At 61.2% G+C, this 19,098-nt stretch carries 17 protein-coding genes and 1 tRNA gene; 7 read left to right on the top strand and 11 right to left on the bottom strand.

Features of this window, described 5'->3' with window-relative positions; genetic code table 11:
• Positions 1 to 2: 2 nt before the first annotated feature.
• The 3 genes from cysT to oscA all read right to left on the bottom strand — a co-directional run bounded on the left by cysT (position 3) and on the right by oscA (position 2,326).
• Entirely contained in the window at positions 3 to 821 is an 819-nt protein-coding gene (gene cysT, locus M1D99_RS29060; protein WP_013692011.1) for a sulfate ABC transporter permease subunit CysT, read from the bottom strand.
• Between the two features lie 172 nt (positions 822 to 993).
• Positions 994 to 2,007 (bottom strand): sulfate ABC transporter substrate-binding protein, encoded by a 1,014-nt coding sequence (locus tag M1D99_RS29065; protein ID WP_458131194.1) that lies wholly within the window; start codon positions 2,005 to 2,007, stop codon positions 994 to 996.
• Between the two features lie 136 nt (positions 2,008 to 2,143).
• Complete coding sequence (gene oscA, locus M1D99_RS29070) at positions 2,144 to 2,326, bottom strand: sulfur starvation response protein OscA (protein WP_003186967.1); 183 nt, start codon at positions 2,324 to 2,326, stop codon at positions 2,144 to 2,146.
• A gap of 481 nt (positions 2,327 to 2,807) precedes the next feature.
• Between oscA and M1D99_RS29075 the strand changes: the two genes are divergently transcribed.
• Positions 2,808 to 3,191 carry a DUF6124 family protein gene (locus M1D99_RS29075; RefSeq protein ID WP_458131195.1) on the top strand — a complete coding sequence of 128 codons (384 nt, stop codon included), beginning with the start codon at positions 2,808 to 2,810 and terminating at the stop codon, positions 3,189 to 3,191.
• 295 nt (positions 3,192 to 3,486) lie between these two features.
• Here M1D99_RS29075 and dibA read toward each other — a convergent pair whose 3' ends face one another.
• Positions 3,487 to 5,394, bottom strand: a complete 1,908-nt coding sequence (gene dibA / locus M1D99_RS29080; RefSeq protein ID WP_458131196.1) for a phosphodiesterase DibA — start codon at positions 5,392 to 5,394, stop codon at positions 3,487 to 3,489.
• 145 nt (positions 5,395 to 5,539) lie between these two features.
• Between dibA and desA the strand changes: the two genes are divergently transcribed.
• Entirely contained in the window at positions 5,540 to 6,724 is a 1,185-nt protein-coding gene (gene desA / locus M1D99_RS29085) for a delta-9 fatty acid desaturase DesA (protein ID WP_186709980.1), read from the top strand.
• Between the two features lie 321 nt (positions 6,725 to 7,045).
• On the top strand, positions 7,046 to 8,035 hold the full coding sequence (locus M1D99_RS29090; protein ID WP_186709979.1) for a GGDEF domain-containing protein: 990 nt from the start codon (positions 7,046 to 7,048) through the stop codon (positions 8,033 to 8,035).
• Positions 8,036 to 8,305: 270 nt separating this feature from the next.
• On the opposite strand, the gene M1D99_RS29095 is transcribed toward M1D99_RS29090, so the two are convergent.
• From M1D99_RS29095 to gabD, 3 genes are all read right to left on the bottom strand, one after another.
• A complete protein-coding gene (locus M1D99_RS29095) occupies positions 8,306 to 9,520 on the bottom strand; it encodes an HDOD domain-containing protein (RefSeq protein ID WP_434573185.1) in 1,215 nt (404 codons plus the stop codon).
• Between the two features lie 133 nt (positions 9,521 to 9,653).
• On the bottom strand, positions 9,654 to 10,931 hold the full coding sequence (gabT, locus tag M1D99_RS29100; protein WP_092204970.1) for a 4-aminobutyrate--2-oxoglutarate transaminase: 1,278 nt from the start codon (positions 10,929 to 10,931) through the stop codon (positions 9,654 to 9,656).
• Between the two features lie 171 nt (positions 10,932 to 11,102).
• Positions 11,103 to 12,545 (bottom strand): NADP-dependent succinate-semialdehyde dehydrogenase, encoded by a 1,443-nt coding sequence (gabD, locus tag M1D99_RS29105; protein ID WP_434573187.1) that lies wholly within the window; start codon positions 12,543 to 12,545, stop codon positions 11,103 to 11,105.
• Positions 12,546 to 12,894: 349 nt separating this feature from the next.
• On the opposite strand from gabD, the gene M1D99_RS29110 reads away from it, so the two are divergent.
• Positions 12,895 to 12,971 (top strand) — tRNA-Arg (locus M1D99_RS29110).
• A gap of 231 nt (positions 12,972 to 13,202) precedes the next feature.
• Here the strand turns inward: M1D99_RS29110 and M1D99_RS29115 are convergent.
• The 4 genes from M1D99_RS29115 to M1D99_RS29130 form a co-directional block, all read right to left on the bottom strand.
• Positions 13,203 to 13,820: a hypothetical protein gene (locus M1D99_RS29115; RefSeq protein WP_434573188.1), complete on the bottom strand. Its 618-nt coding sequence runs from the start codon at positions 13,818 to 13,820 to the stop codon at positions 13,203 to 13,205.
• A complete protein-coding gene (locus tag M1D99_RS29120) occupies positions 13,817 to 14,389 on the bottom strand; it encodes an RNA polymerase sigma factor (RefSeq protein WP_434573190.1) in 573 nt (190 codons plus the stop codon). The genes M1D99_RS29115 and M1D99_RS29120 overlap by 4 nt, the downstream gene beginning before the upstream one ends.
• A gap of 169 nt (positions 14,390 to 14,558) precedes the next feature.
• Positions 14,559 to 16,235 (bottom strand): vWA domain-containing protein, encoded by a 1,677-nt coding sequence (locus M1D99_RS29125; RefSeq protein ID WP_186709974.1) that lies wholly within the window; start codon positions 16,233 to 16,235, stop codon positions 14,559 to 14,561.
• A gap of 155 nt (positions 16,236 to 16,390) precedes the next feature.
• Positions 16,391 to 16,972, bottom strand: coding sequence for a hypothetical protein (locus tag M1D99_RS29130; protein ID WP_434573192.1), 582 nt, complete (start codon positions 16,970 to 16,972; stop codon positions 16,391 to 16,393).
• A 388-nt stretch (positions 16,973 to 17,360) separates the two neighbouring features.
• Here M1D99_RS29130 and M1D99_RS29135 point away from each other — a divergent pair, with 388 nt between their 5' ends.
• The 3 genes from M1D99_RS29135 to M1D99_RS29145 are packed head-to-tail and all read left to right on the top strand — an operon-like array spanning position 17,361 to position 19,023.
• Entirely contained in the window at positions 17,361 to 17,984 is a 624-nt protein-coding gene (locus M1D99_RS29135; protein WP_162493981.1) for a CsgG/HfaB family protein, read from the top strand.
• Positions 17,985 to 18,013: 29 nt separating this feature from the next.
• Entirely contained in the window at positions 18,014 to 18,373 is a 360-nt protein-coding gene (locus tag M1D99_RS29140) for a DUF4810 domain-containing protein (protein WP_077506509.1), read from the top strand.
• Positions 18,370 to 19,023, top strand: coding sequence for a DUF799 domain-containing protein (locus tag M1D99_RS29145; protein ID WP_116643461.1), 654 nt, complete (start codon positions 18,370 to 18,372; stop codon positions 19,021 to 19,023). The genes M1D99_RS29140 and M1D99_RS29145 overlap by 4 nt, the downstream gene beginning before the upstream one ends.
• Positions 19,024 to 19,098: the final 75 nt, after the last annotated feature.

The following is a 19,098-nucleotide window of genomic DNA, read 5'->3' on the forward strand; positions in this document are numbered from 1 at the left end:
CCTTATGGGGTTTCGATGCGCCGCTGCAGCAGGTTGATCAGCAGCAACAGGACGAAGGAAACCACCAGCATCAGCACGCCGATGGAAGTGGCGCCGGTGTAGTCGTATTGGTCGAGCTTGACCATGATCAGCAACGGCAGGATCTCGGTTTTCATCGGCATGTTGCCGGCGATGAAAATCACCGAACCGTACTCGCCCACGCCACGGGCAAAGGCCAGGGCGAAACCGGTCAGCCAGGCCGGCAACAGCGCCGGCACGAGGATGTGGCGGAACACCTGCCACGGCTTGGCACCGAGGCAAGCGGCGGCTTCTTCGACTTCACGGGGAATATCGGCCAACACCGGCTGCACGGTGCGCACCACGAACGGCAGCGTCACGAAGGTCAGCGCCAGGGTGATGCCCAGCGGGGTGTAGGCGATCTTGAAACCCAGGTCAGTGGCGAATTGGCCCACCAGGCCGGTCGGCGCGTATAACGCCGTCAGCGCGATACCGGCCACGGCGGTGGGCAGGGCGAACGGCAGGTCGATCATTGCGTCGATGATCTTGCGGCCGGGGAAGGTGTAGCGCACCAGCACCCAGGCCAGCAGCGTACCGATCACGCCGTTGATGATCGCGGCGTACAGGGCGGTGCCGAAGCTGAGCTTCAAGGCCGCCAGCACCCGCGGCGCTGAGATGATCGCCCAGAATTGTTCCCAGGTGAGTTGAGCGGCATGCACGAACATCGCCGCCAGGGGGATGAGCACAATCAGGCTGAGGTACACCAGGGTGTAGCCCAGCGTCAGCCCGAAGCCGGGTATGACGGGGGATATGCGACGCGACATAAAGGTCCTTGGTTGAGAACGCGCTTACCGTGGCGAGGGAGCTTGCTCCCGCTGGGCTACGAAGTAGCCCCAGAAAACTCTGGGAGCGCTTCGCACTGGAGCGCCAGCCCGGTCCAGCGGGAGCAAGCTCCCTCGCCACAATGAATTACGGCCTGAATCCGACTAGCCCAGCTTACTGCGCCTGATAGATCTGGTCGAACACGCCGCCATCGTTGAAGAACTTCGGCTGGGCAGTTTTCCAGCCGCCGAAGTCCTTGTCGATGGTCACCAGCTCCACCTTTGGAAATTGCCGGGCGTACTTGGCGGCCACATCCTTGTCACGTGGGCGATAGTAGTTTTTCGCGGCGATTTCCTGGCCGGCCGGGCTATAGAGGTGCTTGAGGTACGCTTCGGCGATCTCGGCATTGCCCTTCTTTTCGGCGTTCTTGTCCACCACCGCCACCGGCGGTTCGGCGAGGATCGACAGCGACGGCACGACGATGTCGAATTTATCGGCGCCACCGTCTTCTTTCAGCGCCAGGAAGGCTTCGTTTTCCCAGGCCAGCAACACGTCGCCCTGACCGTTGTTGACGAAAGTAATGGTCGAGCCACGAGCACCGGTGTCGAGGATCGGCACGTGCTTGAACAGCGCCTGCACGTATTCCTTGGCCTTGGCTTCGTCACCCCCATTGGCCTTCAGGCCATAGGCCCAGGCGGCGAGGAAATTCCAGCGAGCGCCGCCGGAGGTCTTCGGGTTCGGGGTGATGACCGACACGTCGTTCTTGATCAGGTCATCCCAATCCTTGATGCCCTTGGGGTTGCCCTTGCGCACCAGGAACACGATGGTCGAGGTGTAGGGCGTGCTGGCGTCCGGCAGGCGTGTTTGCCAGTCCGCCGGCAGGGACTTGCCCAGCTTGGCGATTTCATCGATGTCACCGGCCAGGGCCAGGGTCACCACGTCGGCGCGCAGACCATCGATCACCGCCCGGCCTTGTTTGCCCGAACCACCATGGGATTGCTGGATCTTCACGCTGTCGTCCGGGTGCGCCCTCTTCCAGAAATTGACGAATTCGGCGTTGTAATCCTGGTACAGCTCGCGCGTCGGGTCGTAGGACACGTTGAGCAACTCGTAATCCTTGGCGACGGCGGAACCTGCAAAAACAGCACTGGCCAGCGCGGCCAGGGCATAACGACGAATGGACGACATGGTGAAAGCTCCTGGAATTCTGGTTTTCTTATGGCTTCTGGAAATTCGTTTGGCTTTTAGAAAGAGATCGCAGCCTTCGGCAGCTCCTACGCCAAGCCCCCCGTAGGAGCTGCCGAAGGCTGCGATCTTTTGGCTTTCAAGACGGCTTATGACTGGGTTGCTGCAAGCGGAATTTTTCCTTGCGCTCGATCTGCACCACCTGGGCGTTGTGCACGGTGATTTCCACTGCCCCAAAACGCAGGTCGCGCAACGCGCTCTGGATCTCGCGCAAGATGGTTGCTTCGTCCTGGCCGTCAACGCTACGTAGAGATGCGCTCATGCTGCTGCTCCTTTGAATGAATGCCTGGCAGTGGGCGGCACTGCTTGCGGCGTGGGAGCAATACTAGATAAGTGCAGATATTCTTAAAAAGACTATTTAAGAATTTTTATATAACCAAAATTACAGAACGTAGCCGGCGTCCTACGGCAGTAGTGATTGGGGACTTTTTCCCGGCCCAATCCTCGGAGATTTCCTTCAAGACGTAGGGCTGTGCATGAACTAGGCAGCGTTTCTGAGTGCCGCTAACCTCTGTTCGTCATCGCAAAAAACGGTGACACGGACGTGCAAGTCCGGACTGGTACGCAATTGGTTATGGCTATTGACCGAGCATTTTTTTATGCTCGCGTCCGTTATGGCAATTGTGCGTGGGAGGCCTTCGGGTCTGCCGGCGGTACCGGACCGGTCTTGCACACCTACGTACAGTTGCCACCTCTTCGAATGCAAGCGAAAGGATGTCGACCCCAACTCTGGTACATAAAATATGGTCAAGCATTCACCAAATCCACCGCAAAACGGCCACAAATCCCGCGTCCAAGCGCAGGAAGAAAAAAAGCTCGATGACGCCGCCACCCGCGCCCTCGACTACTACCTCAAGCCCAAGCCCGCCTCACCGCCCGAACCCGACAAAAACCAACTCTTCATCGTGTCCCCCCACATCGACACCGAAACCCTGCTCGCCAACGCCTCCGAAGACCTGCTCTCCATCAGCACCATCGCCGCCGACCTGGCTGATGACGTGGATGACTCGCGGCGCTGCGTCGCCCTGGCGATCAGCCGCATGGCCGATGGGGTTCAGTTGCTGGTTGAGCGGGCGTTGGATCATTTGGAAACCAAGGAGGCGGTGGCGCCTGGGGCCAAGGTGTAGAGCTTTGCATTGATGCAGGCTGAACCGGCGCCATCGCGAGCAAGCTTTGCTCCCACAGGGTTCCGTGTCGGACCGAATCTCAAGTTCAACACAAAACCATTGTGGGAGCGGGCTTGCTCGCGAAAGCGGAGTATCAGGCGACATGGATACAGACTGAACAGACGCCTTCGCGAGCAAGCCCGCTCCCACAGGGGATTGGGGGTGTTGCGGATATTTCGATCACCCCAAAAACAACTGTGGGAGCAAAGCTTGCTCGCGATGGCGGTGGGTCAACCAACATCAATACCACTGACGATCAAGCAATAACCGGCGCCCGCTCCCAATCCAACTGCGCCGCCGCGACGGGCCGGCCAAACCAGTAGCCCTGCCCCAGTTCACACGCCAGTCCAAGCAAAAACGCCGCTTGCTCGCGCTGCTCGATTCCTTCGGCGTGCACTTGCATCCCCATGCTATGGGCCAAGGCAATGATCACCCGGACGATCGCGGCGTCATCCTCATCCCACGGCAACCCCACGACAAAACCCTGATCAATCTTGAGCTTCTGTACCGGCAAACGCTTGAGCCGCAGCAGCGACGAATACCCCGTGCCAAAATCGTCGATGGCCAGCCGCACGCCCAACTCCCGCAGGCGATGCATCTGCTCCAGCGCCACCTCCGGGTCTTCCATCACCGCGCTTTCCGTCACTTCCAGCTCCAGACACGCCGGATCCAGGCCCGTGTCGTGCAACACCTGGGCGACCTGGTCATACAACTCACGACGGGCAAACAACCGACTCGATACGTTGACGGCGACGAACGACAGCGCCACACCCGCGTGTTGCCACCGGCACATCTGCCGACAGGCCTGGTCCATGACCCAGGCGTCGATCTGGGCAATCAGCCCGGTGCGCTCGGCGATGGGAATGAACTCGGCCGGCGACACCAGCCCCCGCGTCGGATGCTCCCAACGCACCAGCGCCTCGACACCGATCAAACGGCTGCTCGCCAGGTCGTGTACCGGCTGGTAATGAACACGCAACTCTTGCTGTTGCAGCGCACGACGCAGTTCGAAGGCAATTTCGACCCGTTGCTGGGCGTGGGCGGTGAGCTCTTCGGTGTACAGGGCGTAGCCGTCGCGCCCGGCGCTCTTGGCCTTGAACAGCGCCGAGTCGGCGTTGCGCAGCAATTGCCCGGCGCTGAGGGCATCACCGGGGAACAGGCTGATGCCGATACTGGCGTTGATAAACAAGGACTGGTCGCCGAGCTGCACCGGCTCTTTCAGTGCATCGAGGATACGCCGGGCCAAGGCCGCCGCCTGACCTGGCTGCGAGCAGTTTTCCGCGAGCACCGCGAACTCGTCACCGCCTAGTCGCGCCAGGGTTATACCCGGCGCAAACAGCCCGAGAAAACGCTCGGCCACGCCTTTGAGCAACTCGTCACCGACGTTGTGCCCAAGGCTGTCGTTGATGTTCTTGAAATGATCCAGATCCAGCAGCAGAAGCGCACATCCGCGCTTGTGAAGCTGCGCCGACGCCACGGCTTGCTCCGCGCGATCGGAAAACAGCAGCCGGTTGGGCAAGCCTGTCAGCGGGTCGTGATGGGCCAGGTGCGCCAGCTCATGCTCCGAGTCCTTGATGGCGCTGATGTCCGAAAACACCGCGACGTAATGATTGACCTGGTCGTCATCATCGTGAATGACACGAATCGTCTGCCATTGCGGATAGATCTCACCACTTTTAGGTCGGTTCCAGATCTCACCGCTCCACTCGCCCTGGCTGGCCAGGGTGGTAAACATGTCGCGATAGAACTCCGGCCCATGGCGACCGGACTTGAACAGATTGGGGCGCTGGCCCAGTACTTCGTCCCGGGCATAACCGGTGATCGCCATGAACGCCCGGTTCACATGCACGATCAAGCCATTGCGGTCCGTCACCAACACCCCTTCGCGGGTGCAATCGAAGACGGCGGCGGCCTGGCGCAGGCGCTCGCGATCGATGCCGTGCTCACCCTTGGCGAAAAACCGCGAGATTCGCGCCCGGGCCAGGAAGATAAGCCCGGCGCTGAGCAGCACCCAGGCATAACCGTTGATCAGCAGCCAGCGCTGCCTATCGACGAATTGATCGAAGAAACTGCTCAATAAATAACCAATCAGCTGCAGCCAGGTGACTGACAGCACGAGGTAAAGCAGCGCTACGCGCATGGCACTGCGTTGATAGGCAGGCATTCGGCCATCCATGTCCCTACAAAGTGATGGGATTATAGAGGAAGAAACATTCAGCCACTCTTATCTGAAAGGCCGACTGGTTTTATCTGTGGGGCTGGTGATAATGCAACGGCGGTTTCTATCTTTATCGAGGGCCCTACAGCCTATGTGGTACGAAGGTTTTCTTGGCTTGTCGGCCTGGTCACTGGTGGCAGTCACCCTGCTGATGACCCACGTCACAATCATTGCCGTCACGGTCTACCTGCACCGTTATTCGGCGCATCGCTCCCTGGAGCTCAACGCCGGTCTCAAACATTTCTTCCGCTTCTGGCTGTGGTTGACCACGGCGCAGAACACCCGCGAGTGGACCGCCATCCACCGCAAGCACCACGCCAAATGCGAAACCGAGGATGACCCCCACAGCCCGGTCATCAAGGGCTTGTCCACGGTGTTGCGCAAAGGCGCCGAGCTGTACCGCGCCGAGGCGGAAAATCCCGAAACCCTGCGCATCTACGGCAAGAACTGCCCCGACGACTGGATCGAGCGCAACCTCTACAGCCGCTTCCCGCTGTTGGGCGTGGCGATCATGGGCGTCATCGACCTGCTGCTGTTCGGCACCATCGGTATCACCATCTGGGCCATCCAGATGATGTGGATCCCCGTCTGGGCCGCCGGCGTAGTCAATGGCCTGGGCCATGCCGTGGGCTATCGAAACTTCGAATGCCGCGACGCGGCGACCAACCTGGTGCCCTGGGGCATCCTGATTGGCGGCGAAGAACTGCACAACAACCACCACACCTACCCCAACTCGGCCAAGCTGTCGGTGCGCAAGTGGGAATTCGATTTGGGCTGGGCCTGGATCAAGGTGTTCAGTTTCCTGCGCCTGGCCAAGGTCCAGCGCGTTGCGCCTATCGCCCACCGGGTCGAAGGCAAGGGCCACCTGGACATGGACACCGCCATGGCGATTCTCAACAACCGCTTCCAGATCATGGCGCAGTACCGCCGGCTGGTCATTGCGCCGCTGGTCAAGCAGGAACTGGAGAAGGTCGATCACTCGGTGCGTCATCAGTTCCACCGCGCCAAACGCCTGCTGTCGCGGGAGACCAGCCTGCTGGACGACCGTCACCATGTGCGCATCCAGAACATGCTCGAACACAGCCAGGCGCTGAAGGTGATCTACGAGAAACGCCTGGCGTTGCAGCAGATCTGGGTCAAGACCAGCAGCAACGGCCACGACATGCTCGCCGCCATCAAGGAATGGGTCAGCGAAGCCGAGGCCAGTGGCATCCAGTCCCTGCGGGATTTTGCCGATCAGCTCAAGACCTACTCGCTGCGGCCTGCCACGGCCTGACAACCACTGTGGTGAGGGCTCCTGTGGCGAGGGAGCTTGCTCCCGCTGGGCTGCGTAGCAGCCCTGAAACCTGCTGGCTCGGTGTGTCAGGCTCACTTGAATGGACAGCCTTGGGTCTGCTCCGCAGCCCAGCGGGAGCAAGCTCCCTCGCCACAGGTTCAACACTTGGTATCTGACTCGCTAAATCCCCCGCCCTTCGTCGCCTGAAAAGGAACTTCGTCCCAAATCCCCTATCTCAAAGAGCACTTCGCCATCCTGGCGGGCTTTGGAGAAAAGTGCGTGCGAACCCACAGCAGTGCACGCTCTTTGAGATTTGTGCCGATGGTCGACAAGAACCTGCAGGATTACTCCCTACCTCATTGGCCCGAGGCGGCCCAGACGCTCATGGCGCTGATGCATGCCCAGGGTGAAGTGGCGCGACTGAGCGAGCGCGAGCAGCTGTTCAGCTCGCTGCTGGTCAGCGTCAATGCCGTGCTTTGGGCGTTCAACTGGGAAACCCGGCAAGTGCTGTATGTCAGCCCCGCCTACGAGCGCATCTTCGGCCGTCCCGCCGGCCTGGTCCTGGCGGACTACAACGAATGGCGCGACGCAATTTACCCCGACGACCTGGAGTACGCCGAACGCAGCCTGGCCGAGGTGCTGGTGAAGGGCGCCGTCGAAGACCGTGAATACCGCATCATCGCCGGCGACGGCCAGGTGCGCTGGCTGAGCGACAAGTGCTTCATCAACCGTCAGGCCGAGCCCGGGCAACCCGTGATCGTGGTCGGCATCGCCGAGGACATCACTGAAAAGAAGCTGCTGGAAAGTGAACTGCAGCGACTGGCGACCACCGATGTGCTGACCCAGAGCAGCAATCGCCGGCATTTCTTCGAATGCGCCAACCGTGAATTCGAGCAGGCGCGGCTACAAGGGACGCCCATGGCGTTCCTGTTGCTGGACATCGATGACTTCAAGGTAATCAACGACACCTACGGCCATCAGGAAGGCGATACCGTGTTGCAGAAGATCGCCGAAAGCGGCCGATCCGTGCTGCGGCGCGGTGACCTGTTCGGGCGGATTGGTGGCGAAGAGTTCGCGGCAGTGTTCCCCGGCTGCCCCCCCGACATGGCCTTGCAAGTAGCCGAGCGCTTGCAACGGGAAATCCAGCGGCTGATGTTCCGCTGCGGCGAGCAGACCTTCGGCATTACCGTCAGCCAGGGGCTCACCGCCATTACTCCCGAGGACCAGTCCCTCGACAGCCTGTTCGCCCGCGCCGACGCGGCCATGTACGAGGCCAAGCGCAAGGGGAAGAACCGCATCATCGCGGCTTGACGCCAATCGCAGCTCAATTGAATCCAGCCATGCCACAGTGGTTTCAGGATGGATGCCAAATTCCGGCCATCGCCAAGCCCCTGTGGCGAGGGAGCTTGCTCCCGCTCGGCTGCGCAGCAGTCGTAAAATCAAACAACGCGTTCTGCCTGTCAGCATGCTGGGGGCCTGCTGCGCAGGCCGGCGGGAGCAAGCTCCCTCGCCACGGGTTCTGGGTTGTCTGGACTGACGCCATCGCGAGCAAGCTCGCTCCCACAGGGTTAGGTGGTGGGGCTACTTGCGGCGCAACCGCATCAATTCCGGCAAGCCGATCTTCAGCAACCGCGCCGTGCGGCCACGGGCCAGTTCTTCAAGGCCTTCATGGGCGGGCAGATGCGCCATCTGCGCCGCCATGTTCATCACCAAGGCTTCACGGGAATAAACCCCGCCACCCAGGCCGTAGACCGCCGCGATCAGCTCTCTGAGCTCCAACGGCAAACGCCAGCGGGCACGCAATGCCGAGCCGAAACTGGCACCGAATTTTTCCAGCGAATCGCCGACTTCCTCCGGCTCATCCAGCTCGCCACCGGCCTGCTTCCATTCCTCCAGGCAGCGCAATAACGCCAGGTCACCCAGGCGATGCAATAACCCGGCGCAGTAACAGCGCTCCTGCTCCAGGTCCAGCAAGCGGGCCATCGTCCGGGCGTACTCGGCGGTGTGCAGCGACAGTTCCCAGTAACGCTCAGCATAGTCCGCCAGGCACGGAACGCTGAGCCGGGCGCAACGCTTGAGGGTCAGGCCGAGGATCAGGTTCATGCTTTGCCCGGTGCCGAGCTGGTGCAGCGCCTGGGCCACGGTCTGCACCGGACCGCCGCCCTGATGCTGGGCAGCGCTGTTGGCCGCAGCGATCAGCACCGCGGTGATCTGCGGGTCGGTGCGCAGTTCTTCTTCGAGCAGTTTCAGATCCAGGCCGCCGGGGTTGAGGCTGCGCTTGATCGCCACTTGCACATCGGTCATCAAGGGCGCGCCTTCGGACAGGTCACGCCGACGCTCCAGAAAGGTGGGCAAAGTCAGTCCCGGCCCTGGAATCGGCGCGGCGTTGGAAGTGTCTTCACCACTCAGAAGCAGCCCCAGCAAACGTTGGGCCAGGCTCTCCCGGTTCAAGGGCTTGGTCAGATAGGCCGTCGGCGCCAGCGGCAAGACCTCGCGCACGCTGGCGCTGTCGTTACGCTGGCTCACAAGGATGAACGGCAACGCCGGCGTACGATGCTGTTGGCGCAAGCCACGCAGAATGCTCAGGCCATCGACACCTGACAGCTCCCAGTCGGCGATCACCAGGTCGTAAGGATTATGGGCCAACAGCTCAAGGGCCTGCCGCCCTTCGCCGCACGTGTCTATCCGGGCATCACAGCGCACACCTGACAACACCTGTTCAAGCAACTCCCTGGACGCCGGATCGGCCTCGGCGATCAGCACACGCGGTACAGCGGGTAAATCCACAGCAGTCATGCCGCATCGCTCCCTTGCAATACATGCACCTTAGACAATAACCGCCGTTCCAGACAGCTCGAAACGCCAGGGAGCGGAGGCCGGATATGAAAAAACCCGCCGAAGCGGGTTTTTTGTGGGTCAGCGCACAAACTCAGAGCTCGGAGAAGCACTCTTCGATAATCGCCAGGCCCTTGTCCAATTGCTCGTCCGGCGAGGTTAGCGGCACCAGCACCCGCAGGACGTTGCCGTAGGTGCCGCAGGACAGCAGGATCAGGCCCTTGTCACGGGCCTTGGCCACCACCTGGGCCACAGCTGCGGCGTTCGGTTTGTGGGTGTCGCCGTTTTCGAACAGTTCCACGGCGATCATCGCGCCCAGGGCACGCACTTCACCGATGACCGGGTACTTCTTCTGGATCGCCTTGAGGCCAGTCACCAGGCGCTCGCCCACGGCCTTGCAACGATCCAGCAGGTGTTCTTCTTCGAACACGTCCATTACCGCCAGCGCCGCCGCACAGGCGATCGGGCTACCGGCATAGGTGCCGCCCAGGCCACCCGGTGCGATGGCGTCCATGTACTCGGCCTTGCCGCACACACCGGCCAACGGGAAGCCGCCGGCGATGGATTTGGCGAAGGTGGTCAGGTCGGCGGCAACGCCCATCTGTTCCATGGCGAAGAACGTGCCGGTACGGCCGGCACCGGTCTGCACTTCGTCAGCGATCAGCAGGATGCCGTGCTGGTCGCACAAGGCGCGCAGGCGCTGCATGAATGCTTTCGGCGCCACATAGAAACCACCCTCGCCCTGGACCGGCTCGATGATGATGGCGGCGATATCACGGGGCTCGGCGTCGTTCTTGAAAATGCGCTCGATGCTGGCGATGGAATCGTCGATGCTCACGCCGTGCAGTTCGTTCGGGTACAGGGCGCGGAAGATGCCACCGGGCATCAGGCCCATGCCGGCCGAGTACGGCACGACTTTACCGGTCAGGCCCAGGGTCATCATGGTACGACCGTGGTACGCGCCGGTAAACGCGATCACACCGGCACGGCCAGTGGCGGCACGGGCGATTTTCACGGCGTTTTCCACCGCTTCCGAACCGGTAGTCACGAGCAGGGTTTTCTTGGCGAAATCACCTGGGACCTTGGCGTTGATTTTTTCGCACAGTTCCACGTACGGCTCATAGGCCAGGACCTGGAAGCAGGTGTGGGTCAGCTTGTTCAGCTGTGCGGTCACGGCGGCGATGATTTTCGGGTGCACGTGGCCGGTGTTCAGCACGGCGATACCGCCGGCGAAGTCGATGAATTCACGACCTTCAACGTCGGTCACCGTGGCGTTCTTCGCCGATTCGGCAAAGATCGGGTGAATCTGGCCGACGCCACGGGGAACAGCGGCGGTACGGCGGGCCATCAAGTCAGCGTTAGTCTTGCTCATTACAGTCCTCATTCGCCGCTCATCGGTCGGCGTAGCTCAAGGCGTACATGGCGGGGAGGCGACTGCGACAGCATGCGATGATCGACTGCCGCAGCGTTCCGGCCACAAGAAACAGAACGGGTGAAACGCGCAAGGGGACAGCGCTCTCGTGCCCTTTGCGCTTGAAGCAGATCAGATACCCAGGCAGAGGTATTTGATTTCCAGGTAATCCTCGATGCCGTATTTGGAACCCTCACGGCCCAGGCCCGAAGCCTTGATGCCGCCAAACGGCGCGACTTCGTTGGAAATCAACCCGGTATTGACGCCAACCATGCCATATTCCAGGGCCTCGGCCACACGGAACACACGGCCCAGGTCGCGGGCATAGAAGTACGAGGCCAGGCCGAACTCGGTGTCGTTGGACATCGCGATCACTTCGGCTTCGTCTTTGAAGCGGAACAGCGGCGCCAGCGGGCCGAAGGTTTCTTCCTTCGCCACGGCGGCATTTTTCGGTACGTTGGTCAGGATGGTCGGCTCGAAGAAGTTGCCTTCCATCGCCTTGCCGCCCGACAGCACGGTCGCGCCTTTGCTGACGGCATCGGCGATGTGTTCCTGCACCTTGGCGACTGCCTTGCCGTCGATCAACGGACCGGTGGTAGTGCCATCGTCCAGGCCGTTGCCGATCTTGAGCTTGGCCACCGCCACCTTGAGTTTTTCAGCGAACGCGTCGTACACCGAATCCTGGATGTACAGGCGGTTGGCGCAGACGCAGGTCTGGCCGTTGTTGCGGTACTTGGAAATGATCGCGCCTTCGACGGCCTTATCCAGGTCCGCGTCGTCGAACACGATGAACGGCGCGTTGCCGCCCAGTTCCAGGGAAACTTTCTTGATGTCCTTGGCACATTCGGCCATCAGTTGGCGACCGATCTCGGTCGAACCGGTGAAGGACAGTTTGCGCACGATCGGGTTGCTGGTCAGCTCGCCGCCAATGTCGCCGGCGCTGCCGGTGACCACGCTCAGCACGCCTTGCGGGATGCCGGCACGGTGCGCCAGTTCCACCAGGGCCAGGGCCGAGAACGGGGTTTGCGAAGCCGGCTTGATGACCATGGTGCAACCGGCAGCCAGGGCCGGGCCAGCCTTGCGGGTGATCATCGCGGCCGGGAAGTTCCATGGGGTAATGGCTGCGGTCACGCCGATTGGCTGCTTGATCACGATCAGGCGCTTGTCGGGCTGGTGGCCGGGAATCACGTCACCGTAGATGCGCTTGGCTTCTTCGGCGAACCATTCGATGAACGAGGCGGCATAGACGATTTCGCCCTTGGCTTCGGCCAGCGGCTTGCCTTGTTCGAGGGTCATCAGGCGACCGAGGTCGTCCTGGTTTTCAATCAGCAATTCATACCAGCGGCGCAGCTTGTTGGCGCGCTCCTTGGCAGTCAGCGCACGCCAGGCCGGCAGCGCCTTGTCGGCGGCTTCGATCGCGCGACGGGTTTCGGTGGCGCCCATCTTCGGCACAGTGCCCAGTACTTCGCCCGTCGCCGGGTTGGTGACCTTGATCGTCTGACCATTGTCCGCATCGACCCAAGCGCCATCGATAAAGGCTTGCTGGCGGAACAACTGGGTGTCTTTAAGCTGCATGTCGGCTTTCCTTAACAGCACCGCGCGCACGCGGAGCGAATTAGAGTTGTAGAAAGGCGCCTCGGGGGCTGCCGTCAGGGAAATCATTCACCGGGCTGAAGCACAGAAATAACGCACATAAGCACAGACGTGCGGTTCAGCACCCAGACAAGAGCGTTTGAAATCTCAAACGAATCCTAGGGCCGATAGGGGTTAAGGACAATAGCCTGTTCGAAAAAAAGAACGAAAAAGCCGCATTTGCCCGTTTTTTCTGATCAGCGTAGCCAACAGCCGCCGAGCTGCCCAAAAACGCAGGCGATTCAGCAGCATGGACGCCCGCCATGCATATGAGTATCATGGCGCCCGCGCTGCACCAGTAGCTCAGCTGGATAGAGTACTGCCCTCCGAAGGCAGGGGTCGTGGGTTCGAATCCCGCCTGGTGCACCATATCGAAAAAGCTAGACCTGTCCCGGACAGTCTACGAGTCTCTCCAAAAAACCCGCCCTGTGCGGGTTTTCTTGTTTTTGCTGCCTTGTGGCGAGGGAGCTTGCTCCCGCTCGGCTGCGCAGCAGTCGTAAAAACCTGACAGCCGTTTCCTGATGCTCCCCTGTTGAATGGTTCTGGAGCTGCTGCGCAGCCCAGCGGGAGCAAGCTCCCTCGCCACGGACGTTGCCAACTTCAAGGCTTGCGCAACGCCTCCAACCGCGCCGGCAAGTCTTCCTTGGGAAAACGTTTATGCAGCGCCAACAGTTTTTCATCTGCGGCCTTGGTATCCCCCGCCTGCCGCAAACGCAGGATTTCCATCAAGCCTTGCTCCAGTGACGGCAGTGCAGCGGGCGCGGATTTGCTCATTTTCGCCGCTGGCTTTTCCGCCAACGATTGCATCGGGCTTGCCGGGGCTCGGGCCAGTTCGCCCTGGGGCGCCATGCGGGTGATCGGGGCGGGGGCGGGCATGGCCGGCGGCGGTGCCGCGGCAACGGCGGGCGCTTGCCGATCGGCGGAAAACTCCATCGACGCGGGTGCGGCCAGCTCGTCGTGGGGCACTGGGGTGCGCACCACCAGGCCGATCATCAGTGCCACACCGGCGACCGTGGCGAATGCCATCTGCCAGCGCGGCTGTTGGCACATCTGCAGCCAGCGTTGCCACAGGCTGGGCGCAGGCGCGGGGGCTTCGCGACGGGCGGTGGCGAGGATGAAGGCGTCCAGGGAGGCCGGCGGCTCGCCGCTGGCGTGTTGGCGGAAATGCTCGACAAGCCTTTCGTCGTCGAGGTCCGGGGTGTGTTTGGGGTCGATCATGCGGGTACCTCCTCGGCCAGCAGTCGCTGCAGTTTCTGCTGGGCGTAACGCAAGCGGCTCTTGACCGTTTCCAGCGGGGCACCGGTCAGGGCGGCAATCTGTGGCAGCTCCAGGTCGCCGTGCAGGCGCAGCAGGAAGACTTCGCGCTGGTCTTCGGGCAAGGCCTGCAACGCGGCGTCGAGACGCGCCTGGTCGCGACTCAGGCTCAGCTGTTGCTCGGGGCCGCTGGTGTCGTCGGGCTGGACGTGCAGTTGCTCGTCGTAGCTGTCGTGCAACGGGTTATGGACGCCGTGTTTGCGCCAGTGGTCGATCAAGCGGTTGCGGGCGATCTGGAACAGCCATGTGCGAAAACTCGCCCGGCCTTGTGGTTGGGTGGTGCTGCGGATCAGGCTGAGCCAGGTGTCCTGGAACACTTCCTCGGCCAGTTCGGCTTTGTTGCTCAAGGACACGAGAAAGCGGTAAAGCCCTTGTCGATGGCGGGCGTACAGGACTTCGAAAGAAGCCCCGTCGCCGCTGCGGTAGCGGGCCAGCAGCGATTCGTCGCTGGGAGGATCAAGCGCAGCGGGCATGTGGGGGGCGAACTCCTTTCGATGTAGAACACGGTCTTGCCAATTGCACAGGACCTTGTGGGAGCCGGGCTTGCCCGCGAAGGCGGCGCGCCAGGCGAAACTTCTGTGCCTGACACCCCGCCTTCGCAGGCAAGCCAGCTCCCACATTTGATCCGCGTTGTAGCCAGGATCAGCGCTTGGCCGCAGGCTCAAGGCTCTGGGCCAGCTCCACCAACTGCACAAACTCGCCACGCAGCCCGAACGGATCGTCACCGCGGGCCGAGCGCGCCAATTGCGCGGTGTCCTTCAAGGTCATCGTCCCAGTGTAGCGCCCATCGCCCTTGAGCTGTTGGGCGAAGGCCGCCACGGCGGCGGAGAAGCGCAGGTCATCGCTGGGCTTGCGGTCGTTCTGTACGCTGGCGATGGGATGCTCGATCAATCGGCTGCTGCCGCCCTCGGCCGGCTTGTAGCGTACGCGCAACATGGCCAATTCACCCGAGGTGCCCTCCGACTTAGGGGTACTGCCATAGCGCAGCGGCTCCAACCAGCCCGGCGCACCCTTCGGAACGATTTCATACAAGGCCGTCACCGTATGTCCGGCACCGATCTCGCCCGCGTCGACCTTGTCATTGTTGAAGTCTTCACGCTTCAATGCGCGATTCTCATAGCCCAACAGGCGATATTCGCTGACCTGGGCGGGGTTGAATTCCACCTGCAACTTCACGTCCCGCGCCACCACCGCCAGGGTGGAACTGAGTTGGTCCACCAGGACCTTGCGCGCTTCGAGCAGGTTGTCGATGTAGGCGTAGTTACCGTCACCGGCGTCGGCCAATTGTTCCATCAGGTGTTCGTTGTAGTTATCCACACCGAAGCCCAGCGTCGTCAGGGATACCCCGCTTTTGCGCTGGTCCACCGCCATCTGCTTGAGGCTGTCGAAATCACTGACCCCGACGTTGAAGTCGCCATCGGTGGCCAGCAGGATGCGGTTGATGCCTTTGTCGATGAAGCTCTCCCGCGCCATCTGATAGGCCAGCTCGATACCCGAAGCGCCCGCCGTGGAACCACCGGCGTCGAGTTGATCGATGGCGTTGCGGATTGTCGCCTTGTCGCGACCCGACGTGGGCTTGAGCACCACCCGGGATTCACCGGCATAAACCACCAGCGACACTCGGTCCTGGTCGCGCAATTGGTCCACCAGCAGTTTCAGCGTGCTCTTGACCAGCGGCAGGCCTTCGCGACGGTCCATGGAGCCGGACACGTCCACCAGGAAGACCAGGTTGGCCGGCGCCAGGTCCGCCACGGCGCGGTCGCTGGCCTTGATGCCGATGCGCAGCAAGCGGGTGTGGGGGTTCCACGGTGACGGGGCCACTTCGGTGGTCACGCCAAAGGGTGAACCGTCGGTGGGCAGGGCGTAGCTATACGGAAAATAATTGACCATTTCCTCCAGCCGCACCGCCCCTTCGGGTGGCAGGCTGCCTTGGTTGAGCAGACGTCGCACATTGGCATAGCTGCCGGTATCGACATCCACGCTAAAGGTCGAGACCGGTGTTTCGGCCACGCTGTGAATCGGGTTGTCCGGGAGCTTTTCGTACTGTTCACGCGGCTCGGCGCGATAACCCGCAGCGATGGCATCGCTCGCTACGCTGGGGGCCGGCATCGCTGCCGGCTTCATGAGCATGCGCTTGACCGTCGACTGACGCACTTCGGCGATCTCGCCTTGCGGTACGACGCTGGGCGCCACGGACACCGGTTCGGATGGAATGGCCGTCTCCCGGGAGGAAGACAACCCACAACCGGCCAACGCCACCAGCAAAGTCACGGCGAAACCTTGGGCAGCAGGACGCATAAAAAGAAGTGGACGGGACATGGGCTGAACCTCGTGAATGAATGATCCGTTCACAGCGTCAGACGCAGGGCACACGCGGTTCGGGTTAACGACCAGGAAATATTTTTTCCAGCGCTGCAAAGGCGGGGCTGGCCACCTAGAACGTGGCCAGCCCGGTGCCCGCTACGCAGGCATTGCTAGCGGGACGGAATGTCCCGCAGGTCGTCGTCGATGAATCCGCTCAAATGACCGGTGTAATAGTCTTCGACATCGGAGTTGCCCCTGTTCGTCAGGGCGCCCGCAATGCCTCTCATGGCCTCAAGTTGGCCGACCGCCCCTCCCGGCATCAGCCCCTGGCGGGCCTGGGCAAAGTGCAACACCTCGACACCGGCCTTCTTCACCTTGACCTGATAATTGAAATCGACACTGGCCAGATACGTACCGTCGGCAACGATATTGCTCATGAAGCCACCTTGGGTATCTTGAATACGGCGCGCATAGACGGCATTGATATCCAACAGATAGTCCGCGGTTTCCTTGCTGGAGGCATAACGATTGCCGTCGAGCAGGCGGACGATCAGGTCGGTGTGCAACTTGTCGCGAACTTTTTCGTCAGGCAGGAAGCGTTCGTTTTTGCCGACGACTTCAACGTTGAACGTGTCGATCCAATAGGTGGCGGTCTCGGGGATCGCCACCGGCGCAGGGGAAATGTAGTAATCGGGCTTGGAAGCGCAGCCTGCCATAAGGCAGAGGGCCAGGAAGAGGCTAAATACTCGCATGTTTGAATTCGTCCTTGAGGGGTAGCGGCGTGAATGGCGGCTGCATTCTACGGGGTTTGAACGCGCGCTCAAGTTGTTTGGCCTTACGGCATGCGCTCGGCCCAGTGATATCCAGAAAGCGGAACTCTATAGCCTTGAGGGTGGCATCGCTAAAACCCGGGCTTTCAAGAACGGATGTTGCCGGGACAAGTCAGTTGCGGCAAACCTCGCTGAAGCGAAAACAGTTTGAGAAGCGATGTGAACCTCGTAAAATGCCGCCGCCATTGTGCTATCACGTCTTCAAGGACGACCTCTGCTGCAATTTGTTGACTCTTCACTTCAGGAGCATCACGTGAAACTACCGTCCCCCATCCTGCTGTCGGGCCTGATCGCCGCAGCGCTGCTGACCATGGCCGGTTGTGCCTCGGAAAGCTCCCGGGCACTGCCGGTGGAAAAAGTCGCCAGCGCCAGTATTGCCTATGCCGGCCAGCGCGTACCGATCGCCGTGGGCAAGTTCGATAACCGCTCCAGTTACATGCGCGGGATCTTTTCCGACGGCGTTGATCGTCTTGGCGGTCAGGCCAAGACTATCTTGATCACCCACCTGCAGCAGACCAACCGCTTCAGCGTGTTGGACCGCGACAACATGAGTGAGATCTCCCAGGAAGCCGCGATCAAGGGTACAGCTCAGAAGCTCAAGGGCGCTGACTACGTAGTGACCGGCGATGTGACCGAGTTCGGCCGCAAAGAGACCGGCGACCGCCAGTTGTTCGGCATCCTCGGTCGCGGCAAGACCCAGGTGGCCTACGCCAAGGTCAACCTGAACGTGGTCAACATCAGTACTTCCGAAGTGGTGTATTCCACTCAGGGCGCCGGTGAGTACGCCCTGTCCAACCGTGAAGTCATTGGTTTCGGCGGCACCGCCAGCTACGACTCCACCCTCAATGGCAAAGTCCTGGACCTGGCCATGCGCGAAGCGATCAACCGCCTGGTGGATGGCATCAATGCCGGCGCCTGGAATCCGCGCAACTGAATAACTCGTACCCAAGGAGCTGTACACGGATGAATAAGGCAGTGAAGTTGGCGCTGATGCTGACAGCAGTCGCGACGGTCGCCGGGTGCCAGACGGCGCCTCAGGGTTTGTATCAATGGGAAAGCTATCAGCCGCAGGTCTACGAATATTTCAAGGGTGAGCCCAAGGAAGCCCAGGTCGAAGCATTGGAGCGGGACCTGCAAAAGATCAACGCCAGTGGCCGAAAAGCGCCGCCGGGTTACCACGCCCACTTGGGCATGCTGTACCTGAGCATGGGCAAGGATGACCAGATGGTGCAGGAGTTACGCACCGAGAAGGCGCTGTTCCCGGAGTCTGCCGCATACATGGACATGCTGCTCAAGAACGCCAAGACCGGAGACGTCAAATGAGCCTTTTGAAACTGACGGGCGCCCTGCTGGCCCTGGCGTTGCTGGGCGGCTGTGCCGCCCCCAAGACCATTGACTATTCGGCCTTCAAACAGGCACGACCCAAGTCGATCCTGGTGTTGCCGCCGATCAATGAATCACCTGAGGTGCAAGCGTCCTACAGCCTCGTGTCTCAAGTCACTTACCCGTTGGCCGAAGCCGGCTACTACGTGTTACCGATTGCACTGGTGGACGAAACCTTCCGCCAGAATGGCCTGACGACGGCAAATGACATCCAAGGCGTGGCTCCGGCCAAACTGCATGAGATTTTCGGCGCCGACGCGGCGCTGTACATCACTATCACGGAGTACGGCACCCGCTACATGCTGATCTCCAGTGAAACGGCGGTCACCGCTTCGGCCAAGCTGGTGGACCTGCGCACAGGCATCACCCTGTGGACCGGCTCGGCTCGCGCCTCCAGTGAAGAGGGCGGAAACAACAGCGGTGGCGGGCTGGTTGGTATGTTGATCACTGCGGCGGTCAAGCAAATCATCAACAGTTCCACTGACGCTGGCCACCCGATTGCCGGTATTACCAGTGCGCGTCTGCTGTCGGCGGGCCAGCGCACCGGGATCCTGTACGGGCCGCGTTCGCCAAAATATGGTTCGGATTGATCAATCTGCGATAAACCGCCTGGCCACCATGGGGTGGCCAGGTAATGTCTTTTCAGTGCTCAAGGATTCGCTCGA

The organism is Pseudomonas sp. R3-41, from assembly GCF_054161485.1.